Genomic DNA, 24,588 nt, shown 5'->3' with positions numbered 1-24,588 from the left:
TCGACCCCACCCCTTCAGACCTGCACCATTCGGCATTTAGTTCAGTCAACGGGGCCTGGCCGTTACCGCAGCCGCGCTCGTATCCACCCGGATGTGGTCGGTTGTCGACAATCGCGGTCCGGGACAGCAGCTCTTCCAGTTCCGATCGTGTCGGGCTGCCCGGGGCCGAATCGAGACGCTCGTCCCCGAACCATCCGCAGGACGCGACGAGACATACGAGCGCGAGCGTCGACAGGATCGCAGATAACCGTGCAACCACCTGTGCCCCCGTCCGTCGTAGACGGTGATTCAACGCCGCCCGTCGTAGACCGTGATTGAACCATCGGGGGCCGACAGAAATCAGCCGAACTCGATCACCACTTTGCCGGCTGAATGGCCGTCTTCGACTGCAGCGAGCGCTTCCCCAGCGCGGGAGAATGGGTAACGGCCGGACACGGACGGGTCGAGGGTCCCATCGGCCACGAGTGCCGCGACCTCCGTGAATACTGCTGTAGTTCTTCGGCGTTCGACACCACCGCCGCCGAGTCGGCTCGCCGCCAGAGGATCGGCGATGCTCAGGATCGGCGCGTCCGATCGGGCGAGCTCAGCGCCGCGAGTGAGAGTGTCCCCGCCGACCAGGTCGAAAACCGCGTCCACTCCGTCTGGGGACAACGCGGACACTTCGCCTGCGAAGGCGTCTCCCGACGCAACCCACCGTGCTCCCGCTCCCTCGATCGCGGTTCGCTTGGACTCACTCGCGACGCCGATGACGTCGATGCCGCGAGACACCGCAAGCGCGGTCGTGCTTCGACCAACGCCGCCGCCGGCACCGAGGAGCAGGAGTGTTGCCCCGGGTTTCAGATCCAGACCGTGGAGAGCGTCGTAAGCCGTTCCCGCCGCAACCGTCAGCACCGAGGCATCGGCCCAGGACACGGTCGGCGGCTTGTGTGCTGTCGAGGAGACGTTGAGCAATGTCGACGCGGCGTAGCCGCCGAAGCCGGTAGCGGTAGCGCCGAACACTTCGTCGCCGACCTCGAACTCGGTGACCCGCGGACCTACTCCGATGACAACACCGGACACTTCGCGGCCCAGAACCGCAGGCAGCGTCACCGGGACAGTATCTTTTCGAGTACCCGCGCGAACTTTCCAGTCAGCTGGGTTGACGCCCGCCGCTCGGACCGACACCAGCAGTTGGCCGGCACCCGGTGGGGGCAGGGTGACGTCGAAGTAGGACTGTGTGTCGGGTCCGCCGTACTCGGTGAAGCCGTATGCCGTCGTCATGACTGCCAGCCTATTGCCCAGCCAGATCGGAAGGACGGTCCGGAAGGGTGGTGACCAAAAGCGGTGTCGGTGGCACCTGATTGGATGGTCGGATGCTGCATGGACTCTGGTCACCGGGATCGGGGCTCAAACTGTGGGTCGACGGGCACGACGGTGCCGGAACCGACGATCCGCGAGATCCGGTCAGTGCTGTCCTGCATCGTAAGTTCCGTCATCGTGTGAATGTCGCTATGCCGCCCGTGCCTGGCGGGCCTTTGCAGAGTGAGTACGCAAGTGTTGCGTTAGCGCCGCCGGACGCAGTCGATCTCCTGCTGCGGTTCAAGGCCGACGACCAGCGAATCGCGGGAGACCTGCACTTTCTCGTGCACGTGGCGCGAGGAATCGACCGTTGGGTGCGCGCCGGCCGGGTGGTGCCGGCGCTGACGCGAGCCGAGGGTAGTTGGTGGCCGCGGTGGCAGTTGTCGGTGGGGGAACGCCAGCGCGCCTGGATCGGCGAATTGGTAGTGGCCATGCCGCCGGTGCAGCGGGCGGTCGGCTCGCCGAGGGCGACGATCGAAGACATCACGAACGAACTCACGGACCCGATCGTCCGTCGTGTTCTCGGTGACTCGCATCCGGTGGTGCAGACCCCGCTGTGGCAGGCCGTGTTGTCCGGGGACGCTTTCGACGACGTGTCGGTACGAGCGGCCGAGGGACTCGCCGAATGGGGGTCGACGTTCACCGCCGGAGAGCCGGACCTGGTTCTGCGGCTGATCGAGCCTGAACTCGACGACAATTCCGATCCGGACGACGATGCGCTGTGGCGTCTGCAAGTGTGTTTGCGTCCCGAAGGTGAAGCGCCCGAACGTATTCGACTGCACCGGGCAGATCCCAAACGTATCCAGCTCGGCAGCCGCAAACTCGAAGAGGCGATCAAGGCTTACCCACGTTTTCGCGACGTGCCGCGCGACGAGGACAGTCTCGACCTGTTGCTGCCCACTCCTGTCGTGATGGACCTGGTCGGACACGGCGCGATAGTCCTGCGAGAGCGAGGGATCACGCTGCTGCTTCCGCGTGCCTGGAACGTGGTGTCTCCATCCCTGCGTGTGCGGGTGACCTCGGCGGCGTCTCCGATCGTTGCGGAGAATCGTACGGTCGGTATGGACCAATTGCTGGAATACGATTGGGAATTGGCGCTCGGAGACAAGGTGCTCACCGCCGAGGAAATGACCCGACTGGTCGATGCGAAGTCCGATCTGGTCCAGTTGCGCGGCGAGTGGGTTCAGGCGGACAAAGACGTCCTGGCCCGCGCGGCTCGTTTTGTCAGTCAGCGGCATTCGAGCGGGGACCGAGCGATTGTCGATCTGATCAAGGATTTGATCGCCGACGACCTCAAAGACCTGCCGGTCGAGGAAGTGAAGGCAACCGGATGGGCTTCGGCACTGCTCGATCAGTCGGTAGCTCCGCGGCAGGTCGCGGTACCGTCGACGGTCAACGCGACTTTGCGTCCGTATCAACGACGCGGTCTCGACTGGTTGGCGTACATGAGTGCCCTCGGGCTCGGCGCGATTCTGGCCGACGACATGGGTCTGGGTAAGACGCTGCAACTGTTGGCGTTACTTGCGCACGAGAAGTCCGAGACAGCAACACTTTTGGTGTGCCCGATGTCGGTCGTGGGAAACTGGCAGCGTGAAGCGGCGCGATTTGTGCCGAGCTTGCGCGTCTACGTTCATCACGGTTCGGATCGCGCTACCGGGGCGGAGTTGGAACAGGCAGTTCGTGAGAGTGATCTGGTGATCACCACCTACGCGCTCATGACCCGCGACGTCGCGGCGCTCAAGGATCTCGACTGGCGGCGCGTGGTGCTTGACGAAGCTCAACACATCAAGAATGCCAAGACATCTCAGGCCCGCGCTGCTCGCAGCATTCCTGCGGACCACCGCGTTGCTCTGACCGGAACGCCGGTGGAGAACCGGCTGGACGAGTTGCGGTCCATCCTCGATTTTGCCAATCGCGGGGTACTCGGCTCTGAGCAGATGTTCCGCAAACGGTTTGTCGTACCGATCGAGCGGGAAAAAGATCAACTTGCCGTCTCGAGACTGCGAGCCGTCACGTCCCCCTTTGTGCTGCGACGGGTCAAGACCGATCCCTCCGTGATCGCGGATCTCCCGGAGAAGTTGGAGATGACGGTTCGAGCGAATCTCAGTGAGGAACAGGCGGCGTTGTACCGCGCCGTGGTGGACGAGATGATGGCGCAGATCAAGGGAACGGAAGGGATGAAGCGCAAAGGCGCCGTCTTGTCTGCGCTGACCAAACTCAAACAGGTGTGCAATCATCCGGCGCACTTCTTGCGTGACGGTTCGCCGGTGATGCGCCGCGGGCAACACCGTTCGGGAAAGCTCGGACTGGTCGAAGATATCGTCGAGTCGGTCATCGGCGACGACGAGAAGGTTCTGTTGTTCACACAGTTTCGTGAGTTCGGCGAATTGGTGGTGCCGTACCTGGCCGACCGGTTCACCACCGAGGTTCCGTTTCTCCACGGCGGAGTGTCCAAGGCTGGGCGCGACGCAATGGTCGAGGCATTCCAAGGTGAAGGCGGCCCGCCCATCATGGTGCTCTCGCTCAAGGCCGGCGGCACGGGTCTGAATCTCACGGCGGCCAACCATGTGGTTCACCTCGACAGATGGTGGAACCCGGCGGTAGAGAACCAGGCGACGGACCGTGTCTTCCGCATCGGTCAGAGAAAGAACGTTCAGGTCCGCAAGATGGTGTGCGTCGGAACTTTGGAAGAGCGAATCGACACGATGATCGCGAGTAAAAGTGAACTCGCCGAACTTGCAGTCGGGACCGGTGAGAACTGGGTGACGGAGATGAGCGTCGAACAATTGGACGAGTTGTTGCGACTCGGCGACGACGCGGTGGGCGAATGAATCCGCGCGGCAAAGGCCCCGATTTCAGCGAATACACCGGGCCCCGGCGGCGGGCACCCGCGCCGGTCAAGCCTCGTCCAGCGTTCGGGAGAACGTTCTGGGGCAAGGCTTTTGTCCGCGTCGTCGAAGAGATCGGCGACAAACCTCGTGTCACGCGTGGGCGAACGTATGCGCGTTCGGGTCATGTTTTGGCGCTCGACATCGAACCGGGAGTGGTGACGGCCGAGGTTCAGGGCAGCCAACTTCAACCTTTCGTTTCCACGCTCTCGATCGACACTCTTGATCAATCGGATATCGACGACATCATCACCAAGATCCGCCGAGTGCCGGGAAGCCTTGCCGCGCTGGTGTCCGGCACTGTCCCGGACATGCTTGCTGCCCAACTGATACCGGACGGCCCGTCGGCTTTCCGTTTCGACTGCACCTGCCCCGATGACGGTTGGCCGTGCAAACACGCTGCGGCCGTGGCGTTCTTGACTGCCGAGCGGATCGACTCCGATCCGCTGAGGTTGCTGAGACTTCGCGGGGTCGACCTGGAGCAGCTGATCGGGGGAGTGGAGGACGAGTCGACTGTTCCGGTAGACGTCGAGAATTGGTTCGGAATCGCTGCTGCCCTCCCCGCGCTACCGAAGGTGCAATTTCGACCGGCGATAGACGATCTGGATATCCGCCGTCTGCGTGAGGCGGTGGCGGCACTGGGATTGGACATGGCTCAGCAGAACGTCGCCTTGGACGAAATACGGTCCATCTACCGACGGTTGGACGGTTGAAATCGGACAACTCCGGACTGATGCTAGTTTCCTACCGTGAATTCCAGTATCGTTAATTGGACCGGTCCGGTCGGGACCTGCCCGCGATTTCAGATCGTTATCGTCGGCGAATAGACGACTATTCATTTCTCGGAGGGACAGTCGCTGTGATGCCCGTTCATTTGCGCGACAGCGCAATACCCAAACATGAGCAGTTGCGCACCATTCTCCTGCGCAAGTGCACCCAAGAACTCCAGCCTGGTGACTTGATGACCAGCGAGCGAAACCTGATGCAGGACTACGGCGTCAGTCGGATCACTGTTCGCGAGGCCATCGGCCAGTTGGTCAATGACGGACACCTCGTGCGTGTGCGTGGCAAGGGCACCTTTGTCGCGCACCGCGCTGTCCAGTCCAAGCTGCACCTTGCGTCGTTCACCGAGGAGATGAGGGCCCAGGGGCATCACCCCACCACAGTGGTCCTGGTCAGTGAGCAGGGGCCGGTCCCCGAAAGCACTGCTGCCGCACTGAATATGAGACCGGGTTCCGAGGGGTATCACGTCAAGCGCTTGCGCCTCGCCGACGGCGAGCCGGTGAGTGTGGACGACGGCTGGTTCAATCCGGAACTGTTGCCTGGTCTACTCGACATGGACTTGACGGGTTCGATCTACCGGGCGACCGCTGACAAGTACGACAAGCCGATCGACCGGGCAGAGCAGACTGTCAGTGCAGATGGTGCCAGTACGGAGATCGCGACTCTCCTCGGCACTCGTAAAGGCGCTCCGGTTCTGTACTTCGATCGAGTGTCGTTCAGTGAGATCGCACCGGTCGAACACACTCGCAGTTGGTACCGATCCGACCGCTACCAGTTGCAGATGGAAGTCCAGGGCCAGGCGCGGCCCAAAACGCGCGGCGACCAATAGCCATCGTTCGAAACGAAAGGGCGAGCACACCTTCCGGTGTGCTCGCCCTTTGCGTTACGCCGACCAGTCGAACAGAGTGTCGCCTGTGGCGACGTCCCCACCGACGGAAGGGGATTCGACGGTGTCCGGTTTGGAATCCATTACGACAACCGGGCAGATCGCCGAGTAGCCGGTCGTGTCGATGTGCGCTGGATCGAAGCTGACAATGGGATCACCCGCATCGACGGTGTCACCCTCGGCGGCGATGAGCGTGAATCCGTCGCCTTCGAGCTTGACCGTGTCGATGCCGATATGGACCAGCACGCCGGTGGCCTTCTCGCCGAAGATCACAAACGCGTGGGGGTGCAGTTTCAGGATCTTTCCGCTGATCGGCGCCACGACCGTGAGCGGGCCTTGACCGCGGGCGGGTTCGATCGCGACGCCCGAGCCGACCATCTGCTGAGCGAACACCGGGTCCGGGACGTCCGCGAGTGCGACGACCCGGCCGGGCAGCGGGGCGAGGACGACCGTCACAGGATGTCCTCGATGTCCTCGGCAAGGGTGTCGGCCTCGGGCCCGACGATGACCTGGACAACCGTTCCGGCTTTGAGCACGCCGTGTGCGCCGGCAGCCTTGAGAGCGGACTCGTTCACCTTCGCTCCGTCCTTGACCTCGGTACGCAGGCGGGTGATGCAAGCCTCGATCTCGACGATGTTCTCTGCGCCGCCGAGGCCCTTGATGATTGCTTCCGCTTTCGACATTTGCTGCTCCTGATTGTCGGGTTGGTCGTGATCGTTGAACGGTCGTACAGGTGGGCTGACTAGTTGCTGGTCAAGGCTATCCCGGTTACGTATGTCACATTTGGGTGTTGACAACTCGCCTCGACCAGGTAAAACTACAACTGGTTATGACCGGACAGTACCCGTTGGAAGTCCGGCTCCACAACAGTTTCGACAAAACGGTTTTGCCCTCACTTCCGAGCATGAACCGTGACCTGCATTTTCACGAAACCTGCACGTGCACGACACCCGAATTTCCAGAACCAGCGGCCGATCGCGACGCGGCCCGGCGAACGAAGAAGGTCCTTGATGACTCTCGAAGACACCCCGAAGAAGGAATCGAAAGTGTTCGCCGGGGTTCAACGCCTCGGCCGAAGCCTGATGCTTCCGATCGCCGTTCTGCCGGCTGCGGGAATCTTGCTCCGCCTCGGCCAGGACGACCTGCTCGGGCGATTCAGTTCGATGCACAGTGCTGCTGCAGTGATCTCTGCAGCAGGACAAGCAGTCTTCACGTGGCTGCCGCTGATCTTCGCCGTCGGTATCGCGATCGGCTGGGCCAAGAAGGCCGACGGCTCGACTGCCTTGGCAGCCGTCGTCGGCTACATGGTGATCGACGGAGTGTTCAAGGCCATGTCGCCCATCGTCCTCGAAGGGAAGACCGACCCGAACGGGGATCAATCACTGATCAACTACGGTGTGCTCGCCGGTATCGTGATGGGCTTGCTGTCGGCGATCTTGTGGCAGCGGTTCTATCGAACGAAGCTTCCCGATTATCTCGGATTCTTCAACGGGCGCAGGCTCGTTCCCATTCTGACAGCGATCACAGGTCTCGTCGTCGGTGTCCTGATGGCATTCGTGTACCCGTTGTTCAACTCCGGATTGAACTGGGTCGGTGAAGCAGTTGCTTCCAATACCGTTGTGGGCGGCGGCATTTACGGCGCAGCGAACCGCCTCCTGATCCCCACCGGCTTGCATCACATCTTGAACTCCGCCGTGTGGTTCCTGATCGGCGACTACCAGGACGCGAGCGGACAGATCGTTCGCGGTGACCTCAACCGGTTCTTCGCCGGCGACCCATCTGCCGGCACGTTCATGACCGGCTTCTTCCCGATCATGATGTTCGCCCTCCCCGCTGCAGCCTTCGCAATCTGGCGCAACGCCAAGCCTTCTCAGAAGAAGCTCGTCGGCGGCATCATGCTCTCCACCGGCCTGACTGCTTTCCTCACCGGTATCACCGAGCCGCTCGAATTCTCCTTCATGTTCGTCGCGTGGCCGCTGTACGTCATCCACTCGCTCCTGACCGGAACGTCGATGGCCTTGGTCAATGCGCTGGGGATTCACGACGGATTCACGTTCTCCGCAGGCTTCTTCGACTACGTGTTGAACTTCGGCAAGGCAACCAACGCATGGATGTTGATCCCGATCGGACTCGGCTACGCCGTGATCTACTACTTCCTTTTCAGCTTCGTCATCAAGAAGTGGAATCTGCGCACGCCGGGACGAGAAGAAGAGGTCGAGGTGGCCGCAGGTGAGCCCGACGCCGCGCTGCTCGAGGCCGAACTGGCACTGGCTGCCGAAGGTGACAGCCGCACCGACGCCCCGCTCGTCGCCGAACTGGAAAACAAGCTCGACAAGGAACTGGGAGGACGCTGATCATGGCGATCGCAACCACGACAATCGGATCCCGAGTCGGGCTCCACGCACGACCCGCAGCGCTCTTCGCGCGCGCCGCGGCCGACCTGCCGGTCGACGTCACCATCTCGCTGGGCGACGGCGAACCCGTCGACGCCTCCAGCATGTTGTCTGTCATGACTCTCGGAGCCGCATTTGGGGATTCGGTGACGTTGCGTGCTGACGGTGACGGCGCCGATGCTGCGGTCGGTTCGCTCGCAGAGCTTCTCGCCTCCGAACTGGACGAAGCCTGATGACGGCGAGTGTGGACAACCGCATCGCGGGTATCGGAGTGAGCGCGGGTTCGGTCTGTGCGCCGTGGTTGCGATTCTCCACGCCTGAGCCGACTTCGGCGTCGGACCCGATCACCGGCAGTCCCGAGGCGGAGCTGATCAGGATCCGTGAGGCACTGGACGCCGTCGCGGAGGAACTGCTTTCGCGTGCAAAGACAGTCGAGGGCGTATCGGCGGAGATCCTGACGACGTCGGCTGCGATGGCGCGCGATGCGGGCATCGTGAAGGCGGCCAAGGCGAACCTGGAATCGGGGCTGCCGACTGCACACGCCGTCGCAGTTGCCTTCGACGCATTCTGTGAAAAGCTCACGGCGCTCGGTGGGTACATGGCCGAGCGGGCAACGGATTTGCGCGATCTCGGGCAGCGAGCCGTGGCCGTTCTTCGCGGGGAACCGATGCCAGGAATCCCCGCTCCCGGTCATCCGTACATCCTGGTGGCGCGCGACCTCGCTCCGGCAGATACAGCGACGTTGGGCAACAGTGACGTGGTCGGATTGTTGACTGCCGAAGGAGGTCCGACCAGCCACACCGCAATCTTGGCGAAGTCGCTCGGAATCCCGGCCGTGGTCAACTGCTCGGGAACCGATCTGCTGGCGGAGGGAAAACTCCTCATCCTCGACGGCACCACCGGGACGGTCACCATCGATCCCTCGGCAGAAATGCGCGAGCGCGCTGTCCTCGAAGCATCGTTCGTGGCAGAGCAGTCAGCTTCGGCACATGGTCCAGGACGCACGCGTGACGGGTTTGCGGTGAGGTTGTCGGCCAACATCGGAACCCTCGAGGACGCCGCGCGGGCCGGGGCGGCGGATTGTGAGGGCGTCGGACTGTTCCGTACCGAATTCTCGTATCTCGGGCGCCACGACGCACCTTCGGTGGAGGAGCAAGCGCAGACGTATGCGTCGGTGCTCGGGCACTTCGCCGGACAGAAGGTGGTGGTCCGCACTCTCGATTCGGGTTCGGACAAGCCGTTGCCGTTTCTCGATCTCGGGGTCGAGGAGAATCCGGCCCTTGGTGTCCGCGGGCTCCGTGTCGGCACGGTCTATCCCGACACCCTCATCAGTCAGCTCGACGCCCTCGCGGCGGCAGGCACCGCGACGGGCGCCGATCTGTGGGTGATGGCGCCGATGGTAGCCACTGCCGACGAGGCGAAAGACTTTGCAGAACTTGCGCGTTCGCGGGGGATCGGCAAGGTCGGAGCAATGATCGAGATTCCAGCTGCAGCGTTGCGAGCGAAGGATATCCTCGAGCACCTCGATTTTGTCAGTATCGGCACCAACGATCTGAGCCAGTACACCTGCGCCGTGGATCGTATGGCCGGAGGCCTGGCGCAACTGCTCGATCCGTGGCAGCCGGCGGTCCTCGATCTGATCGCGATGGTCGGTCAGGCGGGCGCCGACGCCGGGAAACCTGTTGGTGTGTGCGGAGAATCCGCGTCGGACCCGCTGTTGGCTCCGGTTCTGGTCGGTTTGGGCGTGACGAGTCTGTCGATGTCGGTCCCGGCATTGGGCGCAGTTCGCGCGCAACTGGCCTCTCTCGATCTGGCGGTGTGCAAGGACATGGCCGCTGCGGCGCGGGGCGCGCGAAACCCGCTCGAGGGTAGAGCAGCTGTCGCGCGGATTCGCGAGTCAGCATGAGTACATCAGGCTCGGCTGCTGTCGGCGATCCGCTCGTACTGCGGGGAACGGTGATCGGATCTCCGATTGGCAAGATTCACGACGGAGTTGTGGTCGCGGACGGTGAGAAGATCAGCTGGGTCGGCTCGGCTGCGGACTACGTGGCGTCCGCACCGGTCGTCGTCATTCCGGAACGCACCGACACGGTGATCATGCCCGGCCTGATCGATGTGCACAGCCACGGCGCAGCTGGTGCTGGTTTCCCGAACACCGACGCCGATGGTGCGAGCCGCGCTGCGGCGCACCATGGTGAGCACGGCACGACCGGAATGCTGGCCAGCCTGGTCTCTGCACCGCGCGCAGATCTGGTCCGACAAGCAACGATGCTCGCCGATCTGGTCGAACGCGGAGAACTTCTGGGTATCCACCTCGAGGGGCCGTTCATCAACGGCGTTCGCTGCGGTGCCCAGGATCCGGCGGCGATCGTGCCCGGCGATCCGGACCTTCTCGAAGCCGTCTGTGACGCTGCGCGGGGGACCGTGCGGTCCATGACCTTGGCGCCCGAGACCGAGAACTTCGAAGAGTTGCTCGCGATCATGCGTCATCGCAATATCGTGCCGAGTTTCGGTCACACCGATGCGGACGCGGCAACGACATCGGCGCGCATCGATGCTGCGGTGCAAGGGGATTGGGCCGGTCAGATCAGCGCAACCCACCTCTTCAACGGGATGCCGCCCCTGCACCATCGATCTCCGGGTCCCGTCGCGGCGTGCCTGGCGGCTGCCGCGAGAGGCGAGATGGTGGTGGAACTGATCGCAGACGGTGTGCATCTTGCGCCCGAGACCGTGTCGATGGTCTTCGACGCTGTCGGACCGGACCAGATCGCCTTGGTCAGCGATTCGATGGCCGCGGCCGGAATGGACGACGGCGACTACCAACTCGGTGCGCTCGACGTCACGGTTGCCGAGGGAGTGGCAAGACTCGCGACCACTGACGGCAGTTCCGGTGCCATCGCCGGAGGGACTGCAAGATTGCTCGACGTGCTTCGCAGCACTGTCTTCGACGGCGGGGTCGCGCTGGAAGACGCTGTCGCAGCGGCAACTCGGAGCCCTGCGCGTCTGCTGGGGCTTGGCGACCTGATCGGATCGCTGGCCGTGGGCTGCCGAGCCGACATCGTGGTCACCGATCGTCACTTGCGCCTGGGGCGTGTACTACTCGGCGGAAAAGCCGCCGGAAAGGAAAAATCATGGAAATCGTAATTCAGCCGACACCCGCGGAGGTCGACTCGACCGTCGCGGACATCGTCGAAGGATATGTCAGAGCCGGGGCGACGACGCTTGGGCTGGCAACGGGGTCGTCGCCGATCGGAACCTATCGTGAATTGGCAGCGCGGCATCGCGACGCCGAACTCGACTTCTCGCTGGCCCGGGCATTCCTGCTCGACGAGTACCTCGGATTGCCGAAACGCCATCCGCAGTCGTACTACTCGGTGATTCGGTCGGAGTTCGTCGATCACGTCAACCTGGATCCGGCGATGGTGTCGAGCCCCAACGGTGAAGCGCCGTGCCCGGAGCAGGAGATCGCCCGGTACGACCAGAGCATCGCGGCGGCCGGGGGAGTGGACGTGCAGTTGCTCGGCATCGGTACCGACGGCCACATCGGCTTCAACGAGCCAGGATCGTCGTTGACCTCGAGAACCCGCGTGAAGACGCTGACCGAGCAGACCCGGATCGACAACGCACGCTTCTTCGACGGTGTGGACGACGTCCCACACCACGTACTCACCCAGGGGCTCGGAACCATCAGCGATGCAAGGCATCTGGTGATGATCGCGACCGGAGAAGGTAAGGCCGATGCGATCGCCGCTGCCGTCGAAGGTCCGTTGTCTGCGTTCTGCCCGGCTTCGGTGATGCAATTGCATCGCCATGTCACCGTCGTGATCGACGAAGCTGCGGCCAGTTCGCTCAAACTTGCCGACTACTACCGGTATGCGCTCGAGCACAAGCCGTCGTGGCAGTCCTTCTGACATGACGGTTCTGGAGCTGGCGGTGCAGGACGTGCGGGGGGCGAGGATCGCACGTTCGGTAGGAGCGACTCGAGTCGAGTTGTGTGCGGCGCTCGGTCCGACGGGGGGATTGACGCCAAGCATTGGAGTGATCGAGGCAGCGTCGGAAGTGGGGATCGCGGTTCACCCGCTGATCCGTCCGCGCGCCGGAGGTTTTGTGTTCTCACCCGACGAAGTGTGGGTGATGGAGCACGACGTACGTGCGGCCGTGGCCGGTGGAGCTTCCGGCATCGTGGTCGGTGCGCTGACAGAAGACAATACGATCGACACCGTGGTGCTGCGTCGCATCATCGGATGCGTGGACCGTGCGAGGGTCGATGTGACGGTACATCGTGCGATGGACGTGGTGGCCGACCGACTGACCGCGCTGGACGAACTGATCGACCTGGGCGTGACCCGCGTGCTGACGTCCGGGGGTGCGGATACCTGCAGCGAGGGTCTCGACGAGATCGGTCGCATGGTCGAACATGCCGCAGGCCGGATCCAGATCATGGCCGGTGGCGGAATAACCGTCGACGACATCCCGGCAATCGCCGCCGTCGGCGTCGATGCGGTGCATCTCTCGGCACGCAAGGTTGTCGCGGTGTCCGGTGGCCCGGGCGGGGGATCGGACGGATACGACGTCACCGATGCAGTAGTCGCGCAGGAAGCGGCAGCCGCGCTCCGCGCTGTGCGCCTTTATTAACCCCCCGCGGTTAATAAAGGCGCACAGCCCTTGGGCTCTAGACATACATGGACATCCAACTATAGGATGGTAGACATATTCACTGCTGCCTCCTGGGCGGTCCATACGAGCAAGGAACGGGTTAGCACAATGGTTGAAAATGCGACGGTTCACGAGTTGACGCACTTCGTCGGTGGCAAGCGTGTTCCCGGGACATCTGATCGATTTGCGGACGTGTTCGATCCCAACACCGGCAAGGTGCAGGCCCGCGTCCCCCTCGCGAGCAAGGCCGAGACCGAAGCCATCATCGCCAATGCCGAAGAGGCGCAGCAGGTGTGGGCAGCATTCAACCCGCAGAAGCGCGCCCGCGTGCTGATGAAGTTCCTGCAGCTCGCTCAGGCCGAGATGGATTCTCTGGCCCGCCTCCTCTCGTCCGAGCACGGCAAGACCGTCGCCGACGCCAAGGGTGACATCCAGCGTGGCCTCGAGGTCATCGAGTTCGCCGTCGGCGCTCCGCACCTGCTCAAGGGTGAATTCACCGAGAGTGCCGGCACCGGCATCGACGTGTACTCCATGCGTCAGCCGCTCGGCGTCGTCGCAGGCATCACGCCCTTCAACTTCCCCGCGATGATCCCGCTGTGGAAGGCCGGCCCCGCCCTCGCCGCCGGTAACGCCTTCATCCTCAAGCCCTCCGAGCGTGACCCCTCTGTCCCGCTGCGACTGGCTGAGCTGTTCCTCGAAGCCGGACTGCCTGCGGGTGTGTTCAACGTGGTCAACGGTGACAAGGAAGTTGTCGACGTCCTGCTCACCGACGATCGCATCAAGGCTGTTGGCTTCGTCGGCTCCACGCCGATCGCTCAGTACATCTACGAGACGGCCGCAGCTCACGGCAAGCGCGCACAGTGCTTCGGTGGCGCCAAGAACCACGCCATCGTCATGCCGGACGCCGACCTCGACGAGGTTGCCGACGCCCTGATCGGTGCAGGCTACGGCAGTGCCGGTGAGCGTTGCATGGCCATCTCGGTTGCCGTTCCCGTCGGCGAGGAGACCGCGGACGCTCTTGTCGCGAAGCTGAAGGAGCGCGTCGCGAAGCTCAAGATCGGTCGCAGTGACGACGAAGGCGTCGATTTCGGACCGCTCGTTTGCCAGGATGCCCTCGACCGCGTCAACAACTACGTGCAGATCGGCATCGACGAAGGCGCAACGGCAGTCGTCGACGGCCGCGGCTTCACCCTCGAAGGCCACGAAGGTGGATTCTTCGCCGGCGCAACCCTGTTCGACAACGTCACCTCGGACATGCGCATCTACAAGGAAGAGATCTTCGGACCTGTCCTTCAGGTGGTTCGCGCTGCCGATTACGAAGAGGCACTGCGTCTTCCGACCGAACATGAGTACGGCAACGGCGTCTCCATCTTCACCCGCGACGGCGACACCGCGCGTGACTTCACCGCTCGCGTCAACGTCGGCATGGTCGGCGTCAACGTGCCGATCCCGGTCCCGATCGCGTACCACACCTTCGGTGGCTGGAAGCGCTCCGGCTTCGGTGACCTGAACCAGCACGGTCCCGACTCCTTCCGCTTCTACACCAAGACCAAGACGGTGACGCAGCGTTGGCCTTCCGGCAAGAAGGAAGAGACCAATCACTTCGTCATCCCCACGATGAACTGATCGGACTACCTTCCATGTTTACTCTGACCGATGACGAGCGGGCGATTCGTGACACTGCCCGCGACTTCGCGGCCGAGCATCTGGCGCCCAACGCAGTGGAGTGGGATCAAACCAAGCATTTCCCGGTGGACGTCCTCCGTAAGGCGGCGTCCCTGGGAATGGGCGGTATCTACATTCGTGAAGACGTGGGCGGCAGTGGGCTGAGCCGCGTCGACGCTGCCCGGATCTTCGAAGAGCTGGCCAAGGGCGATCCGTCGATCGCCGCGTACATCTCCATCCACAACATGGTCACGTGGATGATCGACCAGTTCGGCAACGACGAACAGCGCCACAAGTGGGTCCCCGGACTCTGCTCGATGGATCAACTGGGCAGCTACTGCCTCACCGAACCCGGCGCTGGCTCCGATGCTGCGGGCTTGAGCACCAAGGCCGTTCGTGACGGCGACGACTACATCCTCAACGGCGTCAAGCAGTTCATCTCCGGCGCAGGCACTTCCGACGTGTACGTCGTGATGGCGCGCACCGGATCTGCCGGTGCCAAGGGGATCTCGGCGTTCATCGTGCCCAAGGATTCGCCCGGACTGTCGTTCGGTGCCAACGAGGTCAAGATGGGCTGGAACGCGCAGCCCACCCGTCAGGTGATCTTCGAAGACGTGCGAGTTCCTGCCGCCAACATGCTCGGTGAAGAGGGCAGCGGCTTCCGCATCGCTATGAAGGGTCTCAACGGCGGCCGGCTGAACATCGCCGCCTGCTCGGTCGGTGGGGCCCAGGCGGCGCTGGAGAAGGCAGTCGCATATCTGGTGGACCGCAAAGCTTTCGGTTCGGCACTGATCGAGTCGCAGGCCCTGCAGTTCCAGCTCGCCGACATGCGTACCGAACTCGAAGCGGCCAGGACGTTGCTGTGGCGCGCCGCTGCCGCACTCGAAGACGGAGCGTCCGACGTCGTGGAGTTGTGTGCGATGGCCAAGCGCTTTGCCACCGACACCGGGTTCGACGTAGCCAACAAGGCTCTCCAGCTTCACGGCGGTTACGGCTATCTTGCTGAGTACGGGATCGAGAAGATCGTCCGCGATCTTCGGGTTCATCAGATCCTCGAAGGCAGCAACGAGATCATGAGGGTGGTCATCGCGCGAAGCGTGGTCGCATCAGGTCAGGGAAAGCAAGGAGCAGCATGAGCGACGAGCTCGAGGTATTGATCGAAAAGCGTGACGGACTGGGGCTCATCACCCTCAACCGGCCCAAGGCGATCAACGCCCTCAACCACTCGATGGTCAAGGCGATGGCCAAGGCACTCGCGGAATGGAAGTCCGACGACGACGTCAAGGCGGTCGTACTCACGGGCGCCGGCGATCGTGGTCTGTGCGCCGGCGGCGACATCGTCTCGATCTACCACGACGCCAAGGACGGCAAGACCGGTTCGCTCGATTTCTGGCGTGAGGAGTACATCCTCAATTCCGAGATCGCGAACTACCCGAAGCCGTACGTCGCAATCATGGACGGGATCGTAATGGGCGGCGGCGTCGGAGTGTCCGCACACGGCGACATTCGCATCGTGACCGAGCGCTCGATGATCGGAATGCCCGAGACCGGAATCGGTTTCATCCCTGACGTGGGCGGAACTTACCTGCTCTCGCGTGCTCCCGGTGAACTCGGAACGCACATCGCGCTCACCACGGCGCGACTGAGCGCCGGCGATGCCATCGCAGCAGGCTTCGCGGATCACTTCATCCCGTCGGAGAACATCGAGACGTTCATCGCCGCACTCGCGTCGTCTTCGGTTGCCGACGCCGTGGCGCAGTACGCGGAGCCGGCTCCGGTGTCGGAACTGTTGGCCCAGCAGAGCTGGATCGACGCCGCGTACTCTGCCGACGACGTCTCCACCATCGTCGAGCGTCTTCGAGCGAGTGGAATCCCCGAGGCGGAGAAGGCAGCGGAGCAGATTCTCGGCAAGTCTCCGATTGCACTGTCGGTGACCCTGCGATCCCTGCGACATGCCAAGGAAGCAGCAAGCTTGGAAGAAGTCCTCAACGAGGAGTTCCGGGTCTCGACGGCAGCGCTCGCCTCACACGACCTGGTCGAGGGTATTCGCGCCCAGGTAGTCGAGAAGGACCGAAACCCGAAGTGGTTGCCGGCAACCCTCGAAGATGTCACGGCTGAATCCGTCGATGGCTACTTCGCCCCGCTGGGCGACAACGAGCTCGGACTCACCCCTCAACCGCAAGGCAACTGATCACCGCCGAAGGAGCATCACTAATGAGCACCATTGGATTTATCGGACTCGGTCACATGGGTGGCCCGATGGCGGCCAATCTCGTCAAGGCCGGACACAAGGTCGTCGGTTTCGATCTGGCACCCGCGGCGCTGGAGCAGGCAGTCAAAGACGGTGCAGCGGTAGCGGATTCGGCGGTCGACGCCGTTCGCGGTGCCGACGTCGTGATCACGATGCTGCCGAGCGGTAAGCATGTTCTGGGTCTGTACGAAGAGCTGCTGCCGGTGGCAACACCGGGCACGCTGTTCATCGACTGTTCCACCATCGACGTCGCAGACGCCCGCGAGGCACACGACAAGGCCGAAGCGGCCGGTCACCGCAGCGTCGACGCACCGGTCTCCGGTGGAGTCGTCGGGGCTACCGCAGGCACGCTGGCATTCATGGTCGGCGGTTCCGAAGCTGACTTCCAGGCCGCGTCACCGTTGCTGGACGTGATGGGCCGCAAGGTCGTTCACTGCGGCGACGCCGGTGTCGGCCAGGCTGCCAAGATCTGCAACAACATGATCCTCGGCATTTCGATGATCGCGATCAGCGAGGCATTCGTGCTGGGCGAGAAGCTCGGCCTGAGCAACCAGGCGCTCTTCGACGTGGCGTCCAACGCCTCGGGGCAGTGCTGGGCACTGACCACCAACTGCCCGGTACCGGGACCGGTACCCACCAGCCCGGCCAACAACGACTACCAGCCCGGCTTTGCTGTCGCGCTGATGGACAAGGACCTCGGTCTGGCTGCAAATGCGCTGCGCAACAACGGCGTCGATGCGGAGATCGGGCTCAAGGCCGCGGAACTCTACAGTCGCTTCCACGCCGCGGGCGGTGGCGGTCAGGACTTCTCTGCCATCATCAACGACATCCGTGACCGTTCGACCGAAGGACAGTAGTGACCGACTTCAACACCATCATCCTCGAGCGTAAGGGTCGCGTCGGCGTCATCACGCTCAACCGCCCGAAGGCTCTCAACGCCCTGAACTCCGAGCTGATGAACGAAGTCGTCGCCGCGGTTGCCGACCTCGAAGCGGACAACGGCATCGGAGCCATCCTGATCACCGGTTCCGAGCGCGCCTTCGCCGCCGGCGCCGACATCAAGGAAATGCAGTCCAAGACGTACATGGACGCATACGTCGAAGATTTCTTCACCCCGTGGGACCGCGTCGCAGCCGCTCGTAAGCCGCTGATCGCCGCCGTCTCCGGGTACGCGCTCGGTGGTGGCTGCGAACTGGCGATGCTCTGCGATTTCATCATCGCTTCGGATACCGCGAAGTTCGGCCAGCCCGAGATCAAGCTCGGTGTCATTCCGGGTATCGGTGGCTCACAGCGCCTTACGCGCGCCGTGGGTAAGGCCAAGGCCATGGAGCTGTGCCTGACCGGCCGCAACATGGACGCAGAAGAGGCCGAGCGCGCAGGCCTGGTTGCCCGGATCGTTCCGGCCGCCGATCTGCTCGACGACGCATTGAAGACCGCAACCACCATCGCCGAGATGTCGCTGCCCATCGCGATGATGGCCAAGGAAGCGGTCAACCGTTCCTTCGAGACCACACTCGCCGAGGGCGTCCGCTTCGAGCGTCGGGTGTTCCACTCGACCTTCGCGACGGAGGATCAGAAGGAAGGCATGACCGCGTTCGTGGAGAAGCGGTCCGCCGAGTTCAAGCACCGCTGAAATTCGTTGGCGCTGAACTTTCGAACAGCTGAAACTGCCCTCACACTCGTCGAGAGTGTGAGGGCAGTTTCTTTGTGTGTACGGGTCGTCGGTTCACCACTTGGTGGGCGCGCCGCCGGTGTCGAAGTCACCCGCAGTCTTGCGAAGTTCAGTGAGGATCGTCACCAATTGCTCGAGCTTGTCCTGCTGGAGTCCGGGGTGTGCGAACACTTTGCTGTTGAGCATTTCAGTGGCTTCGAGGGCCAGCGCGCGACCCGCGTCGGAGATCTCGATGAGCGTCGCACGTCGATCGCTGGGATGCGGGACCCGTCTGACCAGCTCCGCTTTCTCCAAGCGGTCGACGGCATTGGTGACGCTGGTGGGGTGAACCTGGAGTCGGGCGCTTGCCTTGGCCATCGGGAGGGCGCCCGACCTGGTGAAGGTGAGAAGCGTCAGCAGTTCGTAGCGGGCGAAGGTCAGCCCGAGAGGCTTGAGTACCTCTTCGACCCGCGCCATCATGATCTGCTGCGCACGCATCACCGACGTGACCGCAGCCATACCGTCGGCGACATCGCTCCAACCGTGCTTCGTCCACTGACGATGCGCCTCTTCGATGGGGTCGAGGGGGAGCGGCGCGGGGGGAGACATAAGTTCGATCATCCCATGCTGGCAAGCGGTCGGGTGCCTTGTCTGATTGTGTGTCGCAGCCGCTTACATCTGTAGAGTCCCACGGGTGATTTCAATCCTCGTAGCGGGTGGCGTCTCGTTGTTCGTCGCGCTCTTCCTGACTCCGTTTCTCATTCGTGTGCTTTCGCGGCAGGGGCTCGGGCACGAGATTCGGATCGAGGGTCCGCAGAGTCATCAGGGCAAGCGTGGCACCCCGTCGATGGGCGGGATCGCGATCATCGCCGGCATGTGGGCGGGCTACCTGGCGGCACACATCATCGGATTCGGCTCGCGGCTACCGCGGCTGTCTGCATCCGGTTGGCTGGTTCTCGCGCTCGCCACGTCACTGGGAATCGTCGGCTTTCTCGACGACTTCATCAAGATCCGTAAGAAGCGCAATCTCGGGCTCAACAAGACAGCGAAGACCGTCGGTCAGCTCGCGAGCGCCATCATCTTCGGCATTCTCTTCCTGCAGTTCTCCAACAACAACGGAGTCACCCCCGGAAGCCAGTACCTGTCCCATGTGCGAGATATCTCGGTGTTCTCCATGGGTGCCATCGGCTTTGTGGTCTTCTTCTGCATTCTGGTGTTCGCCTGGTCCAACGCCGTCAATTTCACCGACGGTCTCGATGGTCTCGCGGCCGGTTCGATGGGCATGATCCTGGGGACCTACGTCGTCATCGCCGGTTGGCAGTACCGGAACTCGTGTGTCCTCGAGCCTGCCGCCGGTTGCTACGACGTTCGTGACCCCCTGGATCTCGCTATCGTCGCTGCCGCGGCAGGCGGGGCGTGCCTCGGCTTCCTCTGGTGGAATGCCGCCCCGGCTCAGATCTTCATGGGTGACACCGGCTCCTTGGCGCTGGGCGGCCTGGTGGTCGGCCTGTCCGTCACGACGCACACCGAGTTGCTAATGGTCATCATCGGCGCCCTGTTCGTGGCTGAGATCCTGTCGGTGATCATCCAGGTTCTGGTCTTCCGATCGTCCGGCCGACGCGTATTCAAGATGGCCCCGATCCATCATCACTTCGAGTTACTCGGCTGGCCGGAAACCGTCGTGATCGCAAGATTCTGGATCTTCGTCGCGATCTCGTGCGTCCTGGGACTTGCCACCTTCTACAGCGAGTGGTTCTCCGCTGCCGGTTAGACCGATTCACTCTTTCGGGTCGTATCACCCTTTCGGGTCGTAGCCAGAAGAGCGACCAGACCGAGCGACACACACGCCGTCATCGTGACGGCCAGGGCTGTGCTCGTGTTTCCCAGCAGGCCGACGGCCGGCGCGATGGCCGCACCGACGCCGAACTGGAATGCGCCGAGCATTGCCGCGGCAGTACCGGCCGCTTCGCCGTGACGAGCGAGCGCCAGTGCCGGGGCGTTGGGAAGAACGAACCCGATGGCACCGGCCATGACCCACAGTGCGATCACGAATCCGGCGAGCCCGCCCAGTTCCAGGACCGCGACGGCAATGACGACGGCCCCGGAGACAACTGCAGCCACGAGGGCCCACTTGGTGATCTGCTGAGGAGTCCAGCGATCGAGCAGTCGGACGTTGACCTGCGAAGCACCGATCAACGCAATCGCGCCCGCACTGAAGAGCAGTGCGAACTCCTGCTGATTGAGGCCGTACTGATCTTGATAGACAAACGACGCGCCTGAGACATACGCGAACAACGACGCCATACCGACGCTGGAGACGAGCGTCAGGACCATGAACGTGCGGTCGCCGAGCAGCGAACCGTAGGTGCGGAGAACCGACTTCAATCCGCTCGGGCGACGCTTTTCCTTCGGCAGTGTTTCGGACAGTCCGAAAGCACCGATCATCGCTGTGCCGACGCCGATCAGTGCCAGGACGACGAAGATCCCGCGCCAGTCGAGGGCGACGAGGAGGGCGCCACCGATGCTGGGCGCCAGGATCGGCGCAACGCCGAGCACGAGCATCAGCCGGCTCATCACGACGGCAACGGTGTTACCGCTGTAGAGGTCGCGGACGATCGCCATGGTGACCACTGCCGCGGCCGCCGCGCCCATGCCCTGGAAAACCCGCAGGATGCCGAGGACGGCGATGCTCGGTGCGAAGACCGCCAGCAGCGAAGCCAGGATGTGCACACCGATCCCGGCGAGCAGCGGCTTCTTGCGGCCGAGAGTGTCCGAGAGCGGCCCGACCAACAGCTGTCCGAGTGCGAGGCCGATGAGAGTTCCGGTGATCGTCAGCTGAACCGTTGACGACGAGACCCCGAGATCGGCGCCGATATCCGGCAGCGCGGGCAGGTACATGTCGATGGTGAAGGGCCCGAGCGCAGTCATGGAACCGAGGGCAAGAATCTTCCCGACGCTGGGCTTACGGTCGACACTGCTCATTTCCAGCGGGGCTGCCTCTATGGGCGGAGCTGCCTTCACGGACGGGGCAACGGCGGTGTTCTCGGCACTCATGAAACCTTCTGGGTTGTCTGGGTCTGGCGAACTGCTCGGTCGTTCGGGCGAAATTCGTATGATCTGCGCCCGCCGAGGGAGTCAGCATCGAGACTGACCGATTTGTTCCCGAAGGGCTCGCAGTTTTCCCAGAGACTGGAACGGCGGGTGGGATCGCACTCGAATCATGCTGAGCGGAACTGTGGTTCGACGCCGTGACTCAGGGCAGAGTTACTCACTGACGCGGGTGTGGCTGAGTGGCTAGGCACCGGCCTGCAAAGCCGTTCACACGGGTTCGAGTCCCGTCATCCGCTCGTGTCGGAGACCGGCAGGCATACCGCCTGCCGGTCTTCCTTGTGAGGTCCCGGTTCACGGGGTCGGCTGCGATAGTCTGGGCTGCCGGAGCGAGCGGACCATATGAGTGAGGCACTGAATTGATTTCGGGACAGGACCTGCGATCACGGCGCTTGGACGTGGGGATCAGTCAGTTCCAGTTCGCCCGTCAAGCGGGAGTCTCGTCAGCCGTCGTCTCCGCGTGGGAACTCGACAAGGCGTATCCGAAGCCACCGGCGGAACGAGCAGTTCTCACGGCCCTCTCCGCGCTGGAAGCGGCCAAGCGTGAGGGTACGTACGCGGCCCCCCGGAAGCGATCGAGCGGCAGTACCCGTGCGCGTCGAGTGACACCGGTCAACGACCCCGCCTCGGTGGCCCGGCGTGCCGTCGCGGGGGCAGGAAGCGGCGGCCCCACCGTATTGACAGCGTTCTCGGGTTGTGGCGGTATGGCCGAAGGCTTTCGGATGGCGGGGTTTTCGGTGGAGGGATACATCGAAGTCGTGCCGGAGGCGCGTGCGACCTTCGATCGGAACTTCCCCGGCGCGAGGTGCCTCGGCGAGGACATTCGGGCGATCGACGAAGCCCGGGTGAAAGATCTTCTGGCACAAGTGGACATCGATGTGTTGGCTGGGGGACCGCCGTGTCAGGGGTTCAGCCTTGCCGGCCGGCGAGACCGCGACGATCCGCGCAACCATCTCTTCCGGAACCTGCTGCAGCTCGCCGAATTGGTGAAGCCGAAGGTCTTGGTGATGGAAAACGTGCGACTGCTGCTCAGCATGAAGGACCCGGACGGTGGGATGGTCGTCGACCGGATTCTCGGCGAGATGGCTGCATGCGGTTACGACGCGTCGGTCAACACGGTCAATGCGCAGGATTACGGCGTCCCGCAGTTCCGGGAACGAGTGTTCATCGTGGCGACCCGCCGCGACAGTAGTATCGGGCCGCTGCGTTTTCCGCCGAAGACTCACGGCGTGAATGGTGTTGCACCGCTGAGGACTTTTCGCGATGCCACCGTCGACCTGGCCCCGTTGGAATCCGGGCAGGCTTGCGAGACGGACCCGCTGCACTGGGCCGTCGAGCATCCCGAGCACGTCCTGCGGTGGCTGCGTGATGTGCCGGAAGGAATGTCGGCTCACGACAACGAAGATCCGGCCATGCGACCGTCGTCCGGGTACAACACGACGTACAAGCGCCTCCGGTGGGACGAGCCGGCGTCCACGGTCGGAACCACTTTCGGGATGATCTCGGCTTCACGCAACGTGCATCCGAAACACACGCGATCGTTGACCGTTCGAGAAGCTGCTCGCCTCCAGACCTTTCCCGACGACTACGTCTTCGAGGGTAAGTGGGGAGCGGTGCGCACGATGATCGGCAATGCGGTGCCGCCGCAGCTGGCGTCGGTACTGGCAGGAGAGATCAAGAAGGCACTCGGCTGAGATAGAGCACCTACGGAAAATGGGGCCGACAATGTCGGCCCCATTTCGAGTTACGCCCTGGCAGGGGTGTGGTGCAAGCGAATCAGCTGAGGTTGAGCTTGGCGATCAACGGCTGGACGACCTTGATGATGTCGATGACGGCGCTGAGGGTGTTGATGGAACCCATGTTTCGGTCCTCCGTGTCGTATGTACAGGTTTGTATGTACAAGGTTGTGTCTGCGTGGTGTTTCTGTACGACCTTGTGTCGCAGACACAAGTTAGCAAACTGGACGCTTGTTTTGGTCGAAATGACCACTTTGCGCTGAAGTTGCTGAAAAGTTCACGGATTGTTCAGGAGCGGAAACAAAAAACAGGCCGGACTCCCCGAAGTCCGGCCTGTCGATGACGCTTTGCGATCAGCTGAATGCCGAAAGTGCGCTGATGAGGCCGATGCCCGCAACTGCGACCTTGAGGACACTCAAGACGTCTTCGAGCTTGACACCCTCGGGCAATACGTTTTCGACAGACTCCATGTTGGATCCTTCATGTGTTGGGGTCGTGGTCCAGCGCCACTGCAAGCAAGATACCCAATCGTGACCACCTGTGAAACCCCGGCGCGAAGATCACAGTTTTGTTGCGCCGGACTCACTGGCCGTCGCAGCCATGGTGGCCGCCACTATTTGTTCCACGCTGATGCCCGCCGCCGGTAGGCAGTGGTAGAAAATTCGTTCGCAGAGGTCGACCATCTCGCCTCGTTCGAGGGTCGGCTCGTCGATCCAGTTGACGACTATTTCCTCCATGAATGCCTGCCACCCGGCGATGGTCGCCTCGACGGTCGCATTCGATTCGATGCCCAAATTTGTGAGCGCGGCGACGATCCATGTGGTGAACGTTCGGCGCATCCCGCGATAGATCGTGCGCATCCGGACGTCGCCACTGCCGGCCATCCGCATCACGGCGAGGTAAATGGTGGGGTGCTCGATAACGGCATCGACGAAAGTTTCGATACCTGAACGCAGCTGGGACGTGATCGGTAGTTCGGGATCCGGTCGCATTCGATCTTCGAGATCGGCCGAGGCAGCCTCGAGGATGGCGTTCTGGAAACCCTTCTTGTTCTTGAAGTAGTGAAACAGCAGTGGCGGCGAGACACCGGCCTCGGCTGCGACGCGATCCATCGACAGTTGGTCGAAAGGCTCGGTCCGCAACATGTGTACTGCTACCTCGAGGATTTGCCTCTGACGGTCTTCGGGGGAGCGGGGGACTGCGGCCATTCCGACATCTTATGTATTGGTTCGG

Annotated in this window: 23 protein-coding genes, 1 tRNA gene and 1 pseudogene; 17 read left to right on the top strand and 8 right to left on the bottom strand. The window is 62.9% G+C overall.

The window, feature by feature from the left end:
- A pseudogene (locus H7C86_RS36980) lies at positions 1–259 on the bottom strand (hypothetical protein); the annotation flags it as partial.
- 80 nt (positions 260–339) lie between these two features.
- A complete protein-coding gene (locus H7C86_RS24550; RefSeq protein ID WP_019749219.1) occupies positions 340–1,260 on the bottom strand; it encodes an NADP-dependent oxidoreductase in 921 nt (306 codons plus the stop codon).
- A gap of 92 nt (positions 1,261–1,352) precedes the next feature.
- Here H7C86_RS24550 and H7C86_RS24545 point away from each other — a divergent pair, with 92 nt between their 5' ends.
- From H7C86_RS24545 to H7C86_RS24535, 3 genes are all read left to right on the top strand, one after another.
- Positions 1,353–4,169: a DEAD/DEAH box helicase gene (locus H7C86_RS24545; protein ID WP_019749218.1), complete on the top strand. Its 2,817-nt coding sequence runs from the start codon at positions 1,353–1,355 to the stop codon at positions 4,167–4,169.
- Positions 4,166–4,939 (top strand): SWIM zinc finger family protein, encoded by a 774-nt coding sequence (locus tag H7C86_RS24540; RefSeq protein WP_182262384.1) that lies wholly within the window; start codon positions 4,166–4,168, stop codon positions 4,937–4,939. Before H7C86_RS24545 ends, H7C86_RS24540 begins: the two co-directional genes overlap by 4 nt.
- Positions 4,940–5,088: 149 nt before the next feature.
- Positions 5,089–5,838 (top strand): GntR family transcriptional regulator, encoded by a 750-nt coding sequence (locus H7C86_RS24535; RefSeq protein WP_019749216.1) that lies wholly within the window; start codon positions 5,089–5,091, stop codon positions 5,836–5,838.
- A 54-nt stretch (positions 5,839–5,892) separates the two neighbouring features.
- Here the strand turns inward: H7C86_RS24535 and H7C86_RS24530 are convergent, their stop codons facing one another.
- Together H7C86_RS24530 and H7C86_RS24525 are read right to left on the bottom strand one after the other, a co-directional pair.
- Positions 5,893–6,351, bottom strand: coding sequence for a glucose PTS transporter subunit IIA (locus H7C86_RS24530; protein WP_019749215.1), 459 nt, complete (start codon positions 6,349–6,351; stop codon positions 5,893–5,895).
- The gene (locus H7C86_RS24525; protein ID WP_003941324.1) at positions 6,348–6,578 is read right to left on the bottom strand and encodes a glucose PTS transporter subunit EIIB; all 231 of its coding nucleotides are present in this window, start codon (positions 6,576–6,578) and stop codon (positions 6,348–6,350) included. The genes H7C86_RS24530 and H7C86_RS24525 overlap by 4 nt, the downstream gene beginning before the upstream one ends.
- A 327-nt stretch (positions 6,579–6,905) precedes the next feature.
- Here H7C86_RS24525 and H7C86_RS24520 point away from each other — a divergent pair, with 327 nt between their 5' ends.
- The 11 genes from H7C86_RS24520 (at position 6,906) to H7C86_RS24470 (ending at position 18,493) form a co-directional block, all read left to right on the top strand.
- The gene (locus tag H7C86_RS24520; RefSeq protein WP_019749213.1) at positions 6,906–8,249 is read left to right on the top strand and encodes a PTS transporter subunit EIIC; all 1,344 of its coding nucleotides are present in this window, start codon (positions 6,906–6,908) and stop codon (positions 8,247–8,249) included.
- Between the two features lie 2 nt (positions 8,250–8,251).
- The gene (locus H7C86_RS24515) at positions 8,252–8,521 is read left to right on the top strand and encodes an HPr family phosphocarrier protein (protein ID WP_019749212.1); all 270 of its coding nucleotides are present in this window, start codon (positions 8,252–8,254) and stop codon (positions 8,519–8,521) included.
- Positions 8,521–10,194, top strand: coding sequence for a phosphoenolpyruvate--protein phosphotransferase (gene ptsP / locus H7C86_RS24510; protein ID WP_182262383.1), 1,674 nt, complete (start codon positions 8,521–8,523; stop codon positions 10,192–10,194). The genes H7C86_RS24515 and ptsP overlap by 1 nt, the downstream gene beginning before the upstream one ends.
- Complete coding sequence (locus H7C86_RS24505) at positions 10,191–11,432, top strand: N-acetylglucosamine-6-phosphate deacetylase (RefSeq protein WP_182262382.1); 1,242 nt, start codon at positions 10,191–10,193, stop codon at positions 11,430–11,432. The genes ptsP and H7C86_RS24505 overlap by 4 nt, the downstream gene beginning before the upstream one ends.
- A complete protein-coding gene (gene nagB / locus H7C86_RS24500; RefSeq protein ID WP_007726140.1) occupies positions 11,420–12,199 on the top strand; it encodes a glucosamine-6-phosphate deaminase in 780 nt (259 codons plus the stop codon). The genes H7C86_RS24505 and nagB overlap by 13 nt, the downstream gene beginning before the upstream one ends.
- 1 nt (position 12,200) lies before the next feature.
- Complete coding sequence (locus tag H7C86_RS24495) at positions 12,201–12,923, top strand: copper homeostasis protein CutC (protein ID WP_070797125.1); 723 nt, start codon at positions 12,201–12,203, stop codon at positions 12,921–12,923.
- Positions 12,924–13,052: 129 nt separating this feature from the next.
- Complete coding sequence (locus H7C86_RS24490) at positions 13,053–14,570, top strand: CoA-acylating methylmalonate-semialdehyde dehydrogenase (RefSeq protein ID WP_003941275.1); 1,518 nt, start codon at positions 13,053–13,055, stop codon at positions 14,568–14,570.
- A 14-nt stretch (positions 14,571–14,584) separates the two neighbouring features.
- On the top strand, positions 14,585–15,745 hold the full coding sequence (locus H7C86_RS24485) for an isobutyryl-CoA dehydrogenase (protein WP_182262381.1): 1,161 nt from the start codon (positions 14,585–14,587) through the stop codon (positions 15,743–15,745).
- A complete protein-coding gene (locus H7C86_RS24480) occupies positions 15,742–16,800 on the top strand; it encodes an enoyl-CoA hydratase/isomerase family protein (protein WP_182262380.1) in 1,059 nt (352 codons plus the stop codon). Before H7C86_RS24485 ends, H7C86_RS24480 begins: the two co-directional genes overlap by 4 nt.
- Positions 16,801–16,823: 23 nt before the next feature.
- Positions 16,824–17,717: a 3-hydroxyisobutyrate dehydrogenase gene (mmsB, locus tag H7C86_RS24475; protein ID WP_182262379.1), complete on the top strand. Its 894-nt coding sequence runs from the start codon at positions 16,824–16,826 to the stop codon at positions 17,715–17,717.
- The gene (locus H7C86_RS24470) at positions 17,717–18,493 is read left to right on the top strand and encodes an enoyl-CoA hydratase (protein WP_003941374.1); all 777 of its coding nucleotides are present in this window, start codon (positions 17,717–17,719) and stop codon (positions 18,491–18,493) included. The genes mmsB and H7C86_RS24470 overlap by 1 nt, the downstream gene beginning before the upstream one ends.
- 93 nt (positions 18,494–18,586) lie before the next feature.
- Here H7C86_RS24470 and H7C86_RS24465 read toward each other — a convergent pair whose 3' ends face one another.
- Positions 18,587–19,120, bottom strand: coding sequence for a MarR family winged helix-turn-helix transcriptional regulator (locus H7C86_RS24465; RefSeq protein WP_020970065.1), 534 nt, complete (start codon positions 19,118–19,120; stop codon positions 18,587–18,589).
- A gap of 85 nt (positions 19,121–19,205) precedes the next feature.
- On the opposite strand from H7C86_RS24465, the gene mraY reads away from it, so the two are divergent.
- Positions 19,206–20,282, top strand: a complete 1,077-nt coding sequence (gene mraY, locus H7C86_RS24460) for a phospho-N-acetylmuramoyl-pentapeptide-transferase (RefSeq protein ID WP_003941316.1) — start codon at positions 19,206–19,208, stop codon at positions 20,280–20,282.
- On the opposite strand, the gene H7C86_RS24455 is transcribed toward mraY, so the two are convergent.
- Positions 20,279–21,565, bottom strand: a complete 1,287-nt coding sequence (locus H7C86_RS24455; protein ID WP_182262378.1) for a multidrug effflux MFS transporter — start codon at positions 21,563–21,565, stop codon at positions 20,279–20,281. The two genes, mraY and H7C86_RS24455, sit on opposite strands and share 4 nt — an antisense overlap.
- Before the next feature lie 222 nt (positions 21,566–21,787).
- On the opposite strand from H7C86_RS24455, the gene H7C86_RS24450 reads away from it, so the two are divergent.
- Positions 21,788–21,858 (top strand) — tRNA-Cys (locus H7C86_RS24450).
- 159 nt (positions 21,859–22,017) lie between these two features.
- On the top strand, positions 22,018–23,313 hold the full coding sequence (dcm, locus tag H7C86_RS24445) for a DNA cytosine methyltransferase (RefSeq protein WP_021334279.1): 1,296 nt from the start codon (positions 22,018–22,020) through the stop codon (positions 23,311–23,313).
- A gap of 82 nt (positions 23,314–23,395) precedes the next feature.
- On the opposite strand, the gene H7C86_RS37365 is transcribed toward dcm, so the two are convergent.
- Positions 23,396–23,521 (bottom strand): hypothetical protein, encoded by a 126-nt coding sequence (locus tag H7C86_RS37365; RefSeq protein WP_255246884.1) that lies wholly within the window; start codon positions 23,519–23,521, stop codon positions 23,396–23,398.
- 394 nt (positions 23,522–23,915) lie between these two features.
- Entirely contained in the window at positions 23,916–24,563 is a 648-nt protein-coding gene (locus tag H7C86_RS24440) for a TetR/AcrR family transcriptional regulator (protein WP_019749202.1), read from the bottom strand.
- Between the last annotated feature and the right edge of the window lie 25 nt (positions 24,564–24,588).

It is taken from the genome of Rhodococcus sp. UFZ-B548 (assembly GCF_903819475.1).
Classification (GTDB): Bacteria; Actinomycetota; Actinomycetes; order Mycobacteriales; family Mycobacteriaceae; genus Rhodococcus_F; species Rhodococcus_F erythropolis.
Note: the sequence above shows the minus strand (reverse complement) of the source record. Positions and strands in the feature narration are given on the sequence as shown.